Annotated in this window: 8 protein-coding genes and 1 pseudogene; 4 read left to right on the forward strand and 5 right to left on the reverse strand. The window is 44.1% G+C overall.

The features are described 5' to 3' along the window. Positions 1-780, forward strand: a pseudogene (locus I8752_RS04205) (ISKra4-like element ISLesp2 family transposase); the annotation flags it as partial. On the opposite strand, the gene I8752_RS04210 reads toward I8752_RS04205, so the two are convergent. Genes I8752_RS04210 through I8752_RS04225 form a run of 4 tightly spaced genes read right to left on the reverse strand, consistent with a single transcriptional unit; the run spans position 754 to position 3,623 of the window. Continuing rightward, positions 754-1,422 (reverse strand): SDR family NAD(P)-dependent oxidoreductase, encoded by a 669-nt coding sequence (locus I8752_RS04210; RefSeq protein WP_214431078.1) that lies wholly within the window; start codon positions 1,420-1,422, stop codon positions 754-756. The pseudogene I8752_RS04205 and the gene I8752_RS04210 overlap by 27 nt on opposite strands. 45 nt (positions 1,423-1,467) lie before the next feature. After that, entirely contained in the window at positions 1,468-1,983 is a 516-nt protein-coding gene (locus tag I8752_RS04215) for a (R)-mandelonitrile lyase (protein ID WP_214431079.1), read from the reverse strand. Positions 1,984-2,002: 19 nt separating this feature from the next. Beyond that, positions 2,003-2,491 carry a cyclophilin-like fold protein gene (locus I8752_RS04220; RefSeq protein ID WP_214431080.1) on the reverse strand — a complete coding sequence of 163 codons (489 nt, stop codon included), beginning with the start codon at positions 2,489-2,491 and terminating at the stop codon, positions 2,003-2,005. A 55-nt stretch (positions 2,492-2,546) separates the two neighbouring features. Further along, positions 2,547-3,623: an alpha/beta hydrolase gene (locus I8752_RS04225; RefSeq protein ID WP_214431081.1), complete on the reverse strand. Its 1,077-nt coding sequence runs from the start codon at positions 3,621-3,623 to the stop codon at positions 2,547-2,549. A gap of 240 nt (positions 3,624-3,863) precedes the next feature. Between I8752_RS04225 and I8752_RS04230 the strand changes: the two genes are divergently transcribed. Further along, entirely contained in the window at positions 3,864-4,790 is a 927-nt protein-coding gene (locus I8752_RS04230) for an AraC family transcriptional regulator (protein WP_214431082.1), read from the forward strand. A gap of 13 nt (positions 4,791-4,803) precedes the next feature. On the opposite strand, the gene I8752_RS04235 is transcribed toward I8752_RS04230, so the two are convergent. Continuing rightward, positions 4,804-5,079 (reverse strand): hypothetical protein, encoded by a 276-nt coding sequence (locus I8752_RS04235; protein ID WP_214431083.1) that lies wholly within the window; start codon positions 5,077-5,079, stop codon positions 4,804-4,806. A gap of 598 nt (positions 5,080-5,677) precedes the next feature. On the opposite strand from I8752_RS04235, the gene I8752_RS04240 reads away from it, so the two are divergent. Then, positions 5,678-11,143 carry a non-ribosomal peptide synthetase gene (locus tag I8752_RS04240; RefSeq protein WP_214431084.1) on the forward strand — a complete coding sequence of 1,822 codons (5,466 nt, stop codon included), beginning with the start codon at positions 5,678-5,680 and terminating at the stop codon, positions 11,141-11,143. 446 nt (positions 11,144-11,589) lie between these two features. Then, positions 11,590-18,099, forward strand: a complete 6,510-nt coding sequence (locus I8752_RS04245; RefSeq protein ID WP_214431085.1) for a non-ribosomal peptide synthetase — start codon at positions 11,590-11,592, stop codon at positions 18,097-18,099. The last annotated feature ends 8 nt before the right edge of the window (positions 18,100-18,107 follow it).

Here is an 18,107-nt window from a genome sequence, read left to right on the forward strand (position 1 = left end):
GCGGACGGCGTAACAGTTCCTTTCCGTTCTCAATCACAAACACCTAAAGGCAAGATTGTCTGGCGCGAGGTGAAGATTGCCTTAGTAGCTCGCTTAGGTAAATATAAAAAGCAGTCTGGTGAAATGGTTACTCGTTTACACCAGCGACGGCTAGTCGCTGTCTTGGGTGATATCGATGACTTGCAACCGCGTCTTCGACTTGAAGCTTTTAAACAAGGCATGACTACTGCCGAAACGGTTGTTTGGATTAGTGATGGCGCACGAGGCTTTTGGCGACTCTTTGAGCAATCCTTTGCTCGCTGTGCCATTGGCATTTTAGATTTCTATCATGCAGCACAACACTTATGGAAAGCTGCAAGTGCTTACTCAGACGGTAATCCTGCCCGAACACCTCAAATGTGGTTCAAAAGGATGTGTCATCAATTACGACATGGCCGGGGAAAGAATATCATCCAAGAATTGAATTGGTTAAGCAAGTCTCAAAACACCTCAAAAGCGACTCAAACCATTTTGCGTCAAGTGCGAGACTACTTAAACACTCACTTCAAACACATTCAGTATCGCACTTTTAAGAAACTAGGTTTGCCTATTGGCTCCGGTATGGTTGAAAGCGCTTGTAAATGGTTAATTCAACAACGTTTCAAAGGTGTGGGAATGCGTTGGAGTGAGGATGGATTCAATCACCTTCTACATTTGCGTTTAGCTTGGGTTAATCAACGGTTTGATACTTTGTTTTCTGACGAACCATTAACACTAACCTTGTACTCCCCTAACGATTAGATGCGCCCGTTCTCGTCCTTCAGGAGTGCCGCCGGTGAAGCGATCCATCATCGAGGTGTCGATATAGCCAGGACAGACGGCGTTGATGCGGATGTTCTGCGAGGCGTAGTCGAGAGCCGCCGACTTGGTGAGTCCGATCAAGCCGTGTTTTGCGGCGGTGTATGCGGCTCCACCCTTGATGCCGATGACCCCAGCGCCCGATGATGTGTTCACGATCGCGCCGCCGCCTTGCTTGAGTAGCAGAGGAATTTCATACTTCATGCACAGAAAAACGCCGCGCAGGTTAATGTTGACGATCCGATCCCACTCTGACTCTTCGATTTGGGCTGTTGCTGCATTCTTCTGCTCCACACCGGCGTTGTTAAAGGCAAAGTCCAGCCGCCCGAAGGTTTCGATGGTCTTGGAAAGAGCCGCCTTCACGTCCTCGCTTCGCGTCACATCACACTTGACGGCGATCGCTCGTCCGCCGAGGTCTTCGATCGTGCGCGCCGTTTCTTGATTGCCCTGTTCCGAAATGTCGGCGACCACCACATGAGTGCCTTTACGGGCAAACGCCAGCGCCGTAGCTCGACCGATGCCGTTCGCTGCTCCGGTTACAAAAGCAACCTTTCCCATATAGTTTCCATTCTCGTTCGTTGTCATTTTTTAACTCCTAACTTTTATTCCAATCAAGATTTCTGAAAGCCGTCATTTCGCGTCAGCTTTATATTCCTCGTCCGTCACAGGCTTGAGCCAATTCACCTGACTGTCGCCTTTGTAGTTGGTAATTACAACGTGCGTCATCCTGCTTTCGGGTGATGCGCCGTGCCAGTGTTCAATGTCGGGATTGCAAAGAATTACATCGCCTTTGTTAATCGTTTTGATGGGTTTGCCTTTTTCTTGATAAAGCCCTTTGCCCATCGTCACGAGTATAGTTTGTCCTGCCGGATGGTTGTGCCAGTTTGCCCGTGCGCCCGGCTCGAAGGTCACACTGGCGATTGAAAAATTATTGTTTTCGGTTTTTGGAGCGAGTGGCTGCACATAAACCGTTCCTGTAAAAGTTTCCGCCGGGGCTTTTTCGCCCTTCGGAAAAATCGTGTTTTCAGTTTTATTTTCCGCCTTTTCCATTTTTGTTTGCTCCGTATTAGCCGATTGCTGATTGCTGCATCCAACGGCTAAAAAAAGTGCCACGCATAATATCAATCCGATTGTTATATTTTTCATAATTTTATTCTCCTGGTGATTACTCTAATTCAAACGTCACCGTTACGTTTTTTGATCCTACTGCGGCTTCAAGCCCTGAAGGATCGTCCATCCGTCCGAGTTTTGTATAACTGTATTGCGTCGGAAATGTTTTATAGAAAAGCACTAAGGTATTGCTTCCCCAAACCATCAGATCGCCTTTGTTGATTGTTTTGGGATTGGAAGAGTCGGTCGGCAAATTGTTCGAGAAATCATATTTTTTCTCGTTGCCGTTCAGTTCATCCATCTTCAGCTTCAACGGCAGCATCGCTTTGAAAGCGTTTGCCGTCGGATTGTCAAAGAGTGTGGCATTGAAAGTCTTTGACCCGATTTTAATCTTCATCTTATTGCCTTTAGTCTCGTTGGCAGCATTACTGCTTTGATTATTAATATTCGTATTACCAGCAAATCCCGATTGGTCTTGACTGCAACCGACGGAGCTGCCGAAAATCAATGTTGCTGAAAACATCATTACGATTAAGAATTTCATATTGCTCATTCGTCTTTTTTGAAAGTGAAACGACTTCTTGGTTTCTGCTTCCTGATTACTTTAGATTCGTTTTGAAAAAGCCTTCCAGCTTGTCAAAAGGAATCAGATCGGTTTTGTCGTATAAATCAACGTGTCCGGCATTTGGAACAATAACCAGTTCTTTCGGTTCGGCTGCACGTTTGTAGGCATCCTCACTAAACTCTCTAGAGTGAGCCTTATCACCCGTAATGAAAAGCATCGGACGAGGGGAAATCGTTTCAATGTCATTGAACGGATAAAAGTTCATAAACTTAGTGTTACTGCTCAATGTCGGATGCGTCGTCAGTTCCGGCGACCCTCCTTTTGGAGTGTATTCACCTCGCAAAGTGCGGTAGAATTCATAAAATTCACGCTGAATAGGATGAGTGTTTTCATCCAACTTATGAACAGTCCCGCCCGTATATTTGGTTTCGCCGCCGGTAAACTCTGCGTAACGCTGCTCCGCAGCCTCAGCTATAAGTTTCTTTCTCTGCTCTAGGGTTTGCGAAAGATTAAGCGCATTGCGGGTCGCTGCTCCCATATCGTACATACTGACTGTGGCAACAGCTTTCATTCGCGGATCAATCTTAGCGGCACTGATAACAAAGCTGCCGCTGCCGCAAACTCCAATTATTCCGATTCGGTTTTTGTCAACAAATGGACGCGTCCCAAGAAAGTCAACTGCTGCACTGAAATCTTCAGAATAAATATCAGGCGCAACAGCGTTGCGTGGTTCGCCCTCACTCTCTCCCCAAAAAGACAAGTCAAGAGATAAAGTCACAAACCCTCGTTCAGCCATATTTGCAGCATACACGTTGGCACTTTGTTCTTTTACAGCTCCCATAGGATGCCCAACAATGATCGCCGAATGTTTTTTACTCCGATCTAAATTCTTGGGAATAAATAGATGTCCCGCAACATTCATTTTGTATTGGTTTTTAAAAGTAACCTTATACATCGTAACGTTGTCGCTTAACTTAAAAGTTGTATATCCTTTTGGTGTTATTTGTTCCATTTCTTTTGTTTTTTCTAATTGTCCTTTTTGTTCTGTTTGTGTGTAAGCTTGCCCACTTATCATAGGAGCCATCATTGCTAAAATTAATATATATTTCATCTAATTTCTCCCCTTTTCATTGTGAGATTTACACACCGAAATTGTTGCTCTATTAATCTTAAATTTCTCCAAATATCAATCTGGTTTTATCAGCAGCGTTTCTACTGTTTGCTGTATAAGTTCAATTATGCGGGTGTGAAAACGGATAGCGTGAGGACATTCATCGAAAAAAACCGGACAATTCTCCAAAAAATCGCCGTGCAAGGTGCTGAACAGAAACAAAATGTTTAATATAAATTTATGAACCAAAAAGAAGCAGAATTTGAAAAGCGAAAGATGCAGATCAATCGGGAAGAGCTGATCGAAAGAATGATTCGTCTCGCTGCCGAAAACAGCCTTTTGGAAGTGTTTCCAGGCATTTTCATATATCAATCGTCGAAACCGACCGAGAGCCAGGTATCCGTATTAAAGCCCGCCTTCTGCGTCATCGCGCAGGGCAGCAAGAATGTGCTTTTGAACGATGAATTATTTCACTATGATTCTGGTCATTACTTAATCTCGACGCTTGATTTGCCGATTATGAGTAATGTCGTCGAAGCGTCCCTTGAAAAACCTTATTTGAATCTTCGCATAGACCTCGATCCGGCACTTGTGGCTGCGGTGATGATTGAATCTGGCATCGAAACTAAAAAAAGCCGCACTGGAGTCAAGGCGATGGATGTCAGCCCAGTTGATGCCGATTTGCTGGATGCTGTCGTCAAATTGGTGAAACTATTTGATACGCCGGACGAAATCAAGTTTCTCGCGCCGCTCATCATCCGCGAGATCATCTACCGGCTTTTAAAGGGAAAACAGAGCGCACGCCTGGGCCAGCTTATCACTACCGAAGGCGACGCGCAGCGCATCTCCAGGGTGGTCAAGCAAATCCGCGAGAACATCGATCAGCCTCTGAAAATCGAAGATACAGCCCGCGAGATCGGTATGAGCGTGTCAGGCTTTCACCAACATTTTAAGTCCGTCACGGCGATGAGTCCTTTGCAGTTCCAGAAACAAATACGGCTTCAGGAAGCGCGCCGTCTGATGCTTGGCGAAAACATGGATGTGGCGATCGCTAGCTTTCGCGTCGGTTACGATGACCCGTCTTATTTCAGCCGGGAATATAAAAAACTATTTGGTATTCCCCCGCATCGTGACATCGCCAAGCTGCGGAGCAATTTAGGGCAATAAGAATTGGACAGGTTTATTGGGAGCATCCCAAATTTTTACAAGGATCTCGTCTCAATACCAAGTGGACTTTATGGCAGAGAATTAGCGATCGCATCAGAGGAAGCGCATCAACTAGACCCTCTCGCTCGATTAAACCTCTTACTTGAAAAGGGGCAAACTTCCGAACCCGTTCGATGAAGTCGTTCCCGTTCGCCGTTAGGCGTTCTCGAAGAGTAGGGTAGGGGGATGCAATTTGAATGATTTTTAGCTTACAGCTGGGATACGGATACCGGATACTGTATTTCGTCATGACCTCTAATCGGTATGACTTGGTAATTGTAATTTTATAAATAAATGTAACAAATAACACTTGCTGTCAGAAAACAGTAGAACTACGATTGATGAATATTTATATCAGCTGTAGGACAGCACTATTAAAAGGGCTGATTTTTATATAGTAGCAGCTGTTTAACCAATGAGTCAAAAATCTGATATAACATCAATCAAAATTCCGGAATCTTTAGATAATCATCAAATAGTTGATTTGAAGAATTTACAATATGATATAGCAGCTTTAGCTGAATATGGGTAAATATTAACTAAACTGCAAAAACAGCAAATTAAATATAATATTCAGTGTGAATTTGAGCAAGAAATTAAAAAAAAATGACTAGTTAAGCGTATCAATACTTTAAGTATTTAACTAGAAAATAAAATTTTTGATTAACTTTAAATGCTTTATACTTTAATCAAAAAAAGATTAGCATAACGTTCAAATTACAAAATAATAAATGTTGATATACTTAATTTATAAAAATGCTTTTTTAAATTAACAATATTAGCAGATTAGTCACAGATATTGTCAGTTTTAATCAATTTTAAATATTTATCCAATAGGCTTAAGTAAAATGAACGACTTATTATTCAATAAATTGAAATTTTCTACATTAGTAGACTTACTACGTTACAAAGCATTACACCAACCAAACAAAATAGCTTTCCGATTTTTGCAGGATGGTGAAACAGAAATAGCTACATTGACTTATCAAGAATTGAATTTACAGGCTCAGGTGATTGCTTCTCAATTGCAGTCTACAGGTATCACCAAGGGAGAACGCGCCTTACTTCTGTATCCATCTGGTTTAGAATTTATTCCAGCGTTTTTTGGCTGTCTGTATGCAGGAATTGTTGCTGTTCCAGCCTATCCTCCGCATTTAAATAAACCCACACCTCGGCTGCAAGCTATTGTGACGGATGCCCAAGCAAAGATTGTACTTACTACCGCACAGATATTATCTAACAGTTCTCGCTTATTAGAAAACAATCCAGAACTGAAGCCTCTACAATGGTTTGCTACTGACAGTTTTGTAGGCAATCTAGAAAACAATTGGCAGGAAATTAGTATTACTGAAGATACATTGGCTTTTCTGCAATATACTTCAGGTTCTACTTCTACACCAAAAGGTGTAATGGTCAGTCATGGAAACATTTTACACAACGAAAAACTGATTGAATCAGGTTTTGGGCATAACGAACAAAGTATTATTGTCGGCTGGTTGCCTTTGTTCCATGACATGGGTTTGATTGGGAATGTGCTTCAGCCTCTGTATTTAGGGACACAATGTATACTGGTGCCGCCGATCGCTTTTCTGCAAAATCCTTACCGCTGGTTGCAAGCAATTTCTCAATACAAAGCTACCACCAGTGGCGGGCCTAATTTTGCTTACGATTTATGCATTCGCAAGATTACTCCCGAACAACGAGCGACTCTTGATTTAAGTAGCTGGGAAGTTGCTTTCAATGGTGCAGAACCCGTCCGCGCCGAAACTATAGAACGCTTTGCACAAACATTTGCAGCTTGTGGCTTTCGTCGGGAGGCTTTTTATCCATGTTACGGTATGGCAGAAACAACGCTGATTGTTTCTGGCGATCGCAAGGAAACACCGCCAGTATTCCAAACCGTCGAGAAAGCAGCCCTCGAAAAAAATCAGATCGTTGCAACCACCGTAAAAGATGATACCGCTCAGACCTTAGTTAGCTCCGGTCAACCTTTAGAGGATTTGCGGGTAGTTATTGCCCATCCTGAAACATTAACTAGCTGTTTAGCTGGTGAAGTTGGTGAAATTTGGGTTGCTGGTGCAAGTGTGACTCAGGGTTATTGGCAAAGAACCGAACAGACCCAAAGCACTTTTCGAGCCTACCTCAAAGATACTGGCGAAGGGCCATTTCTGCGTACTGGCGACTTAGGATTTTTACACTCAGGCGAATTGTATGTTACCGGTCGCCTCAAGGATATGATTATCATCCGAGGTCGTAACCATTATCCCCAAGACATAGAATTGACAGTAGAACAGAGCCATCCGGCACTGCAAGCAAGCTGTAGTGGGGCATTTGCCATTCATGTTGCAGGTGAAGAACGGCTAGCAGTTGTTGTGGAAGTCAAGCGAAGCCACTTGCGGAATTTTGATGTCGAAGAGGTAGTGAAAGCTATTCGTCAGGCGGTAGCAGAACAACACGAACTGCAAGTTTATGCTATCCAATTGCTCAAACCAGGAAATATTCCTAAGACTTCTAGTGGTAAGATTCAACGTCATGCCTGTCGCATAGGCTTTCGCGATCGCAATCTAGATGTAGTAGGTAGCAGCATCTCAGAAGAATCTTCTGTGGTAGTTCAGTTTGATAGCCTCAAACGAGAAAATCTTCTGGAAATGACATCGCCAGACCAAAAGCGACAGCTAGAAATTTATCTTCAGCAACTCGTCGCTCGGACGCTGCGGCTAGGGATTTCCCAATTAGATATCCAACAGCCCTTAAGCACGCTAGGTTTAGACTCTTTGATGGCTGTTGAACTAAAAAACAGTATTGAAACTGATTTGGGCGTTGTCTTGTCTATGACCAGTTTTTTGCAAGGTGATAGTATTGCCCAGATTGCTAACCAAGTACTAGATGGGTTGACAGCTAATGCCTCCAGCCAAGAGAGTGCGATCGCACCAGTCCAGTATAATGATGGCGAGCAAATTCTGTCTTATGGACAGCGATCGCTTTGGTTTATGCATCAGCTAGCGCCAGCAAGTCCAGCTTACAACATTGCTAGTGCAGTGCTACTGAAAGGAGATGTAGATATTGCAGCGCTGCAACGTGCTTTTCAGAAATTGGTCGATCGCTATCCTGCTTTACGAACTACCTTCACTGCTAAACAAGGCGAACCACTGCAACTAATTCATCAACAGATGGATGTTTGCTTTCAACAGGAAGATGTTTCTAGCTGGAGTAAAACCTTGCTGGAAGAACGTCTCACTCAAGAAGCTTACCGTCCTTTCAATTTAGAGCAATCCCTGATGCGGGTGAATCTCTTTACTAACTCGCTAGGGGGACACATTCTGCTTCTGGTTGTCCATCACATCATTACCGACTTTTGGTCTTTAGCAGTCATGGCGCAGGAGTTGGGAACGCTATACCAAGCAGAAAAGAAAAATTCTGACCTATCTCTGCCTCCCTTGGGACTACAGTACATTGACTATTCTTACAAACAAGCTCAAATGCTAGCAAGTCCAAAAGCAGAACAGCTTTGGACATATTGGCAGCAGCAACTAGCCGGGGAGTTACCAGTATTAAATTTACCTACTGACCGCCCGCGACCCCCCGTACAAACTTATCGAGGTGCTTCTGTTCCTTTCAAGTTAAATGCGGAACTGACGGAAAAACTTAAGACTAAAAGTCGCACTTTTGGCACTACTCTCTACATGACTTTACTTGCAGCTTATCAACTGCTGCTCCATCGCTATACAGGTCAAGAAGATATTATAGTCGGTTCTCCAACAGCTGGTAGAAGTGAAGCTGAGTTAGCTGGAGTCCTGGGTTACTTTGTTAACCCTGTAGCGATCCGGTCAAATGTTTCGGGAAATTTAAGCTTTGAGAAATTTTTAGTCCAAGTACGTCAAACAGTACTAGATGCTTTTACACATCAAGATTATCCCTTTGCACTTTTAGTCGAGCGGTTGCAAACGGTACGCGACTCAAGTCGTTCGCCTTTATTCCAAACCATGTTCGTTTTGCAAAAAGCGCATCTGTTGCACCAAGATTTAACAGCCTTCACCTTAAATGAAACTGGGGTAGAGATAGATCTGGGTGAATTGCAGATGGAATCTCTAGCGCTGGAACAAAAAGTCGCTCAGTTTGATTTAACTCTGACAATGGCGGAAGTTAATGGCTCTCTAGCAGCATCATTTGAGTACAACGCCGACTTGTTTAATCCAGACACAATTACTCGCATGGCGGGTCATTTCCAAACTTTACTAGAAAATATCGTTGCTAATTCCCAACAGCCCCTCTCGACTTTGCCCTTATTAACAGCAGTCGAAAAGCAACAACTGCTCGTATGGAATGCTACTCAGACTGATTATCCCAAAGATGTGTGTCTTCACGAACTATTTGAGGCTCAGGTAGAGAAAACTCCCGATGCTATTGCGGTAATTTTCCAAGACAAACAACTTACCTATCGGGAACTGAACCAGCAAGCCAATCAACTAGCACATTATCTACAAGCTAGTGGCGTAAAATCAGAAGTCAGGGTGGGTATCTACCTCGATCGCTCTTTGGAAATGGCAGTTGGGGTGCTAGGCGTACTCAAGGCTGGCGGTACTTACGTACCTATTGACCCCACGTATCCAAAAGAACGTATTGCTTTCATGCTGGCAGATGCCGAAGTTCGGGTACTGCTGACCCAAAATTTCCTACTTACCAGCTTGCCAGAATATTCTGCCTCTATGATTTGCCTGGATACAGATTGGGAAATCATTAACCAAAAAAGCACAGAGAAATTAACTGTTGCAGTTACCCCTGCCAACCTTGCTTACATTATCTATACATCTGGTTCTACCGGACAACCAAAAGGAGTTGCGATCGCCCACGCTGGTATTGTCAATCGTATAGTTTGGGGTATAGAACGTTACCAATTAACATCCAAAGACCGAGTATTGCAGAAAACCTCCTTTAGTTTCGATGTCTGTGTTTGGGAATTTTTCGCACCGTTGCTGTCAGGGGCAAGTCTGGTGATGGCTAAACCAAACGGTCATCAAGACCCCAGTTATCTTGTCCAAGTGATGGCACAGCAGCAAATTTCGATCGCAGACTTTGTGCCTGCTATGTTGCAATTGATTTTGGAACAACCAGGTTTAGAAGCTTGTCAGTCCCTACGCTATATTACCTGTGGTGGCGAGGCTTTACCAAAAAAACTGAGCGATCGCTTCTTTAGCCGTCTTAGAGGGGTGGAACTTCACAACTGCTACGGCCCCACAGAAGTATCCATTGATGCGACATCCTGGGTATGCCAGCCGCACTCAGAAGTTATTTCCATCGGTCGTCCTATCGCTAACCAACAAATTTACATCCTCGATACTTATTTACAACCCGTACCCATTGGCGTACCTGGAGAACTGTATGTTGGTGGTGCGGGCTTATCCCGTGGTTACTTAAATCGCCCCGACACGACCGCCGAAAAATTTATCCCCCACCCATTTAGCGATGAACCAGGCGCACGACTGTATAAAACTGGTGACTTAGCCCGTTACCAGCCCGATGGTAACATCGAATTCCTCGGTCGGCTTGACGAGCAAGTGAAAATTCGCGGCTTCCGCTTGGAATTAGGCGAAATTGAAGCGGTTTTGCGCCAATATCCAGGAGTAGAAGAAGTTGCTGTAGTGGTGCAAAATAACACAGATAACGAAGCATCCCAGAAACGCTTAATCGCTTACCTTGTACCCAAAGAGCATCAACAGTTACTTGAATTTTCTGCCTCCGTCGGCGAAGACTCCTTATACGGAATACTCTCCTCTCAAGGTGAAGATAATCTCCACGAGGATAATCAGCAACTATCCGCCAAAAACTTACGTTCTTATCTATCTCGTCATTTACCCGACTACATGATTCCCAGTGTTTTTGTCACTATTCCACAAATGCCACGGACACCAAATGGCAAGTTAGACTACCGAGCATTACCAGCATTCGACGCTGCTAGCTTAGAGCATCATGTTACTTATGTTCCCCCCAGCACAGCGTTGGAAGAAGTTTTAGCAGGGATCTGGCGTGAAATTTTGCAAGTTGAGCGCGTTGGCATTCACGACAATTTCTTTGAGTTGGGGGGACATTCTTTACTTGCTATCCAAGTGATTTCCAGAATCAGGGATATCTTTAATGTAGAACTACCTGTACATAATTTGTTTGAGGCTACTACTATAGCGAAGCTTTCACAACTTTTGATTGCTCGTGAAACAAAACTAGGTCAGATAGAAAAGATTGCTCAGGTGTTCCAAAAAATCGCAGCGATGTCAACCCAACAACTGCAAGCAACACTTCAGCAAAAAAAAGGTAAGTAAAAAAAGTGCTTCGTAACGTTTAAAAACGCAGAGGGACGCGGAGTCAGCGCAGTGAACCAGCGCTGCGGGAGGGTTTCCCTCCGGAGCCACTTCCGTGCGGGGGTTTCCCCCGTTAAGGAAAGTGGCATCAGGCGACTGGTGAATCCGAAGGGAGTAACGCAAAGTCTTTCTGAAGTTAATTCGTTACGAACTTGTGAAATCTTGTACTTAGTGCCATTCCTCTTATACTCTGACACCAGCTCTCATTGATGGCTTGGTCATATTAGGGTGCTTTATTTCTTCGTTTTGCATAAATCTCTAGTTCCAGAACTAATTAATCGAGTAAGCCCAATTTTCTGAGGACATTTAGAAAACTGGGTCAACAGAAATAGATGCAAAGGGGTTGAAAGCTTTGAGGATTTTTTTGGGAATCAAATCTAATTATTTCTATTTGTTTAAAAGTAAAGATGATAGAAAATCAATTAACAAACCAAACCGGACTTTCCGCAGAACAGCGCGAACTTCTCGCATACTTGCTAGCTGAAGAAGGTATAGAACTAGAACAAACATCAAAGATTTCTCCCAGAGAAAACCCTGCTACCGCACCTGTTTCTTTTCCACAAGCTAGACTGTGGTTCCTCGACCAGTTGCAACCTGGAAGCGATGTCTACAACATCCCAGCAGTAGTACGCATTGCCGGACGCTTAAACATATCTGCGTTACAACAAAGCTTAAATGAAATTGTACAGCGTCATGAAGCTTTGCGAACTACATTTACTACAGTCGATCGCCAGCCAGTACAGATAATTCACTCGAACCAAACTCTGACAGTACCGATAATCAACCTAGAAGAGTATTCAAAAAGCGATCGCCAGACTCAATATCTGCAATTAGCTGCCCAAGAAGCCAAACAGCCTTTTGATTTGTCGCAGTTGCCACTTTTACGTGCTAAAGTTTTACGCTTGTCAGACGAGGAGCATATCTTACTTTTGACAATGCATCATATTATCTCTGATGGCTGGTCTCTTGGGGTGTTGGTGCGGGAGTTGGCAAATTTTTACGATGCTTTCTCAAATCATCAACCAGTACCTTTATCGCCGCTTGCGATTCAGTATGGAGACTACGCTGTTTGGCAACGACAAAGACTGCAAGGCGATTTGCTAGAAACTCAACTCAATTACTGGAAACAGCAACTTGCTGGTAGCTTACCTGTATTGCAATTACCCACCGACCGACCGCGCCCTCCTGTGCAAACCTTTTGCGGAGCAAGGCAAAAGTTGCAGTTGTCTAAATCGCTATCGCAGGCAATTGCAAACTTGAGTCAGCAAACAGGAGTTACCCCGTTTATCACTTTACTAACCGCTTTTAAAATCCTACTCTACCGTTACACAGGGCAAGCAGATATAATTGTTGGTTCTCCGGTTGCTAATCGCGATCGCGCAGAAACTGAAGATTTAATCGGGTTTTTCATTAATACCGTAGTATTACGTACTAATTTAGAAGTAAATCCTACCTTTAAAGAATTACTTTCAACCGTGCGGGATGTGGTTTTAGAAGCGTATAACCACCAGGAATTGCCTTTTGAAAAATTGGTAGAAACTTTGCAACCAGAACGTGATATGAGCCACACACCGCTGTTTCAGGTGATGTTTGCTCTGCAAAACGCTCCGATGCCAGCACTGGAATTTTCTGGTTTGCAATTAACTCCATTAGAAATTGATAATGGCACGGCGAAGTTTGATTTGACACTCGATTTAGAAGAAACACCAGATGGAATCAAAGGTTGGTTAGAGTACAACACAGACTTGTTTGATGCTGAAACCATTCAAAGAATGGCAGGGCATTTTCAAACATTGTTAGCAGGGATAATTGCTAACCCAGCACAGCAGTTAGCTGACTTGCCTTTGCTGACTGAACCGGAAAAACATCAAATCTTGGAGGAGTGGAATAATACTCAGACTGATTATCCGCAGGATAAATGCATCCATCAATTATTTGAAGCGCAAGTAGAAAAAACTCCCGATGCGATCGCGCTGGTTTTTCAAGACCAACAACTTACTTACCGACAATTAAATCAACGTGCCAATCAATTAGCACGTTATTTGCAAAAGTTGGGTGTTAAACCTGAAGTTCGAGTGGGTATTTGTGTAGAACGTTCCAGGGAATTAGTGGTGGGACTTTTAGCCATTCTTAAAGCAGGTGGCGCTTACATTCCTCTCGACCCGAAATATCCCCAAGAACGCTTGGCTTTTATGTTGCAAGATGCCCAAGCACCAGTGTTACTCAGCCAAAACCAACTGCGCGACCAATTGACACGATCGGCGGCGCAATTAGTTTGTCTGGACACCGACTGGGAAACAATTAGCCAAGAAAGTAATGAAAATCTCCACGTTCGAGTTTCACCAGAAAATAACGCCTACGTCCTCTACACCAGTGGTTCTACAGGCCAACCAAAAGCCGTTGTTATCGAACACCGCAGCGCAGTTGCCTTTTTAGATTGGTCAACAAAAGTATTTACCGCTGAGGATTTTGCTGGAGTACTAGCAGCAACCTCAGTTTGCTTTGATTTGTCAGTTTTTGAATTGTTTGCCCCATTAAGTTGTGGTGGCAAGGTAATTTTAGTCGAAAATGCCTTGGCATTGCCCAGTTTAACAGCATCTCATGGTGTAACTCTGATTAATACCGTTCCCTCTGCGATCGCTGAATTACTCAGAGTTAACGGCATACCTGCTTCTATACGCACCATCAACCTTGCAGGCGAACCTCTACCGCAAAAGCTGGTCAAGCAACTGTATCAGCAAACAAACGTCCAACAAGTCTTTAACCTTTACGGGCCTTCAGAAGACACGACTTATTCCACATTTACGCTAGTGCAGCCGGAAGACCGTGTAACTATTGGTCGTCCCATTGCCAACACCCAAGTTTATGTTTTAGATGCTTACCTCCAACCTGTGCCAGTTGGGGTTCCTGGCGAATTGTATATCGGTGGTTGCGGTTTGGCTCGTGGCTATTTGAATCGACCGGAATTAACCGCACAAAAATTTATTCACAATCCATTTAACAATCAGCCATCACGCCTTTATAAAACTGGTGATTTAGTACGCTATCTACCCGATAGCAATCTCGAATATTTAGGAAGACTCGACCATCAAGTAAAAATTCGCGGCTTCCGCATTGAATTAGGTGAAATTGAGGCACTTTTACGCCAATATCCAGGTGTGCGGGATGTTGTGGTTGTTGCTAGAGAAGACCGACCGAGTGAAAAGCGCTTAGTTGCCTATCTAGCAGCAGAAGAAATACCCGTGAAAACCCTGCGGTCTTTCCTGGGTGAAAAACTGCCAGAATTTATGATACCTGCTGCCTTTGTCATCCTTGATACTTTGCCACTGACTCCCAATGGGAAAGTAGATCGGCGATCGCTGCCCATCCCAGAAGTTACCATCTGGGAATCAGAAAGCGAGTATATAGTGCCGAGAACTGTAGTTGAGGAATTACTGGCGGCTATATGGTCGGAAATTCTGGGGCTGGAGAAAGTAGGTATCAAAGATAACTTCTTTGCCTTGGGAGGACATTCCTTACTGGCAACACAAGTCATTTCACGACTGCGGGAAGCTTTCCAAGTGGAATTGCCCTTACGTAGCTTGTTTGCAGCGCCTACTGTCGCCGAACTTGCCGAGGAAATTGCCAAAATTCATCGCGAAGCAACAGATGTCAAAGCTTTACCCATCCTGCCGATTTCGCGCGAGCGCAATTTACCCCTTTCCTTTGCCCAAGGGCGGTTGTGGTTCTTAAATCAACTAGATACTTTCACCACTGCTTATAACATTACCGAAGCTGTACAAATGACGGGTTCGCTGAATGTGGCAGCACTACATCAAAGCTTGAATGAAGTAGTACAACGTCATGAATCTTTGCGAACGACCTTCACCACCATAGAAGGACAACCATCACAAGTAATTTGCCCCAATTTGACTTTATCTTTACCCATAGTCGATTTGAGTCGGTTAACAAATCAACAACAAGAAATTCAACAATTAGTCAAACAAGAGATTGAAGAACCCTTTGACTTGCTCCAAGGGCCGCTTTTACGGGTGAAACTCTTGCAGTTAGCTCAAACAGAGCATTTACTACTGTTGAGTATGCACCATATTATCTCTGACGGCTGGTCGATGGGTGTCATGATTCGGGAAATGGCGGCACTGTATGAAGCTTATTCCACAGATAAACCCTCACCTTTGCCTGAGTTGTCTGTTCAGTATGCAGACTTTGCAGTGTGGCAACGTCAGTGGTTGCAGAGAGAAGTACTAGACCGACAACTAACTTATTGGAAGGAGCAACTTACTGGTAGTTCCTTATTAGATTTACCCACAGACCGTCCGCGACCAGCAGTACAGACATTCGTTGGCAATAAGCAAGCCATAGAACTGCCCAAAGCTTTACTTGACGAGTTAAAAGTACTTTCTGGGCGCGAAGGTGTCACTTTGTTTATGACATTATTGGCAGCATTTAAGGTGTTGCTATACCGTTACACTCAACAAGATGACATTATTGTGGGTTCTCCCATCGCTAACCGCAACCGCAAAGAAACTGAACCATTAATCGGGATGTTTGTCAATACCTTGGTGCTGCGTACCGATTTGGGAGGAAATCCCAGCTTTAGTGAGTTGTTGCAAAAAGTGCGCGAGGTGACTTTAGGAGCTTACGCCCACCAAGATTTGCCCTTTGAAAAACTGGTGGAAGTGGTGCAATCGGAACGCGATACTAGCCGTAACCCGCTTTTCCAAGTCATGTTTGTGCTTCAGAATGTCTCAATACCCGCCTTGGAACTGAAGGGGCTGACGTTGCAATCAATGCCGATAGATCGTGAAACGTCAATGTTTGATTTAACCCTCAGTTTAGAGGAAACTCCTAACGGCATCGCTGGCTTTTGGGAATACAACACTGATTTATTTGATGCCACAACTATCGATCGCCTGGCAGGGCATTTCCAAACTTTACTAGAAAGTATCGTTGCCAATAGTAACCAGCAGATTATCAATTTACCGCTATTAAAGGTAAGCGAACGTCAGCAGTTATTACTCGATGGGAACAATAGCAAAACCTCTGTTGGGGAAGATAGATGTATCCATCAGTTATTTGAGCAGCAGGTAGAACTAACTCCCAATGCGATCGCTGTTTGTTTAGAAGATGAATCCTTGAGTTATCAAGAGTTAAACCGTCGCGCTAACCAATTAGCTCATTATCTTTTAGCTCAGGGTATCCAACCAGAAACACGGGTGGGCATTTGTCTGGAACGTTCTTTAGATTTGTTGGTGGGAATGTTGGGTATTCTCAAGGCTGGTGGGGCGTATGTACCTCTAGACCCAACTTATCCCAGCGATCGCCTGGCTTTAATGCTGTCAGACGCTCAAGTACCTGTGTTGCTTACCCAAGAACGGCTACTGACAAGTTTGCCAGAATGCCAAACTAAAGTTGTTTGTCTAGATGCAGATTGGCAGGCGATCGCTGAATATGGCGAAGAAAACCCCCATACCTCAGTCACAGCAGACAATCTTGCTTATATCATTTACACTTCCGGCTCTACAGGTCGTCCCAAAGGTGTAGCCATACAACACAGGTCTTTGGTGAGTTACACCAATACAGCTAGTCAAGCTTACAAAATAAAGGCGAATGACCGACTTCTACAATTTGCCTCTATCAGTTTCGATACCAGCGCGGAAGAAATCTATCCTTGTCTGACAAGAGGTGCAACCCTTGTACTGCGAACTGATAGAATGTTGGCTTCTGTGTCAACATTTTTAGAAACTTGCCAGAATTGGCAGATTAATATCCTCAACCTGCCAACGTCATATTGGCACGAGCTAGCAGCTAACTTGGAAACAAGCACTGCCAGTTTTCCCAGTTCGGTACGATTAGTAATTATCGGTGGCGAACGAGCTATACCAGAACGCTTGGCGAAGTGGCACGATTCTGTGGGACAGGTTGTATCCCTAATTAACACCTACGGCCCGACAGAATCAACTATTGTCGCCACAATGGGCGAATTAAAAGAGGCATCAGAAGTTACTATTGGACGAGCGATCGCCAATGTCCAGACTTATGTTTTGGATGAGTCTTTACAACCCGTTCCCCTTGGAGTCAGGGGAGAACTGTATATTGGTGGTGCTGGTTTAGCTAGAGGCTATCTCAATCGACCGGATTTAACAGCAGAGAAATTTATTCCCAATCCTTTCAGTACTGAACCTGGCGCACGCTTGTATAAAACTGGGGATTTGGTGCGTTATCGTGCCAACAAAACGATTGAATTTCTCGGTCGGATTGACGACCAAGTAAAGATTCGCGGTTTCCGCATAGAATTAAGCGAGATTGAACTAGCACTACTACAACATCCCGCTGTGAAAGAAGTGGTGTTACAGGCACGGGAAGATGTTCCAGGCGATCGCCGATTGGTAGCTTATGTGGTTCCCCAACCCGATCAAAAGCCAAGTATTAGCGACCTGCGAAGCTTTCTGCAAGAACGCTTGCCTAACTTTATGCTGCCGTCGGCATTTGTGCTGCTAGAGGCACTGCCCGTTTTACCAAATGGCAAACTGAATCGTCGTTCTTTGCCAGCCCCAGATCGGCAAACGGAATTATCCGCCTCATATATCGCTCCACGAACAGAGTTAGAGCGCACCATAGCCAATATTTGGCAAGAAGTACTGCAAGTTGAAAAGGTGGGTTTGCATGACAACTTTTTTGACCTTGGCGGTCACTCATTGTTAGTCATTCAAGTTCACGATCGCTTGCGGAAAACCCTGAATCGAGATGTATCCATAATAGAGATGTTTAAATATTCCACTGTCAGCCTTTTAACAAAACATCTCAGTCTAAATAAGGGCGACACCACACCTGCTTTACAACAAAACAACTTAGAAGACATGAAAGCGGGTAGAAACCGTCTTAAGCAACGTTTAGCGCGTTCATCCCAGCAATAAGAAGTTAA

The sequence above is a fragment of the Dendronalium phyllosphericum CENA369 genome (assembly GCF_016056275.1).
Lineage (GTDB): Bacteria > Cyanobacteriota > Cyanobacteriia > Cyanobacteriales > Nostocaceae > Dendronalium > Dendronalium phyllosphericum.

Excerpts from the sequence above, each read along its gene's own strand:
- I8752_RS04210 (WP_214431078.1), bottom strand. The coding sequence starts at position 1,422 with ATGACAACGAACGAGAATGGAAACTATATGGGAAAGGTTGCTTTTGTA.
- I8752_RS04215 (WP_214431079.1), bottom strand. The coding sequence starts at position 1,983 with ATGAAAAATATAACAATCGGATTGATATTATGCGTGGCACTTTTTTTA.
- I8752_RS04220 (WP_214431080.1), bottom strand. The coding sequence starts at position 2,491 with ATGAAATTCTTAATCGTAATGATGTTTTCAGCAACATTGATTTTCGGC.
- I8752_RS04225 (WP_214431081.1), bottom strand. The coding sequence starts at position 3,623 with ATGAAATATATATTAATTTTAGCAATGATGGCTCCTATGATAAGTGGG.
- I8752_RS04230 (WP_214431082.1), top strand. The coding sequence starts at position 3,864 with ATGAACCAAAAAGAAGCAGAATTTGAAAAGCGAAAGATGCAGATCAAT.
- I8752_RS04235 (WP_214431083.1), bottom strand. The coding sequence starts at position 5,079 with ATGACGAAATACAGTATCCGGTATCCGTATCCCAGCTGTAAGCTAAAA.
- I8752_RS04240 (WP_214431084.1), top strand. The coding sequence starts at position 5,678 with ATGAACGACTTATTATTCAATAAATTGAAATTTTCTACATTAGTAGAC.
- I8752_RS04245 (WP_214431085.1), top strand. The coding sequence starts at position 11,590 with ATGATAGAAAATCAATTAACAAACCAAACCGGACTTTCCGCAGAACAG.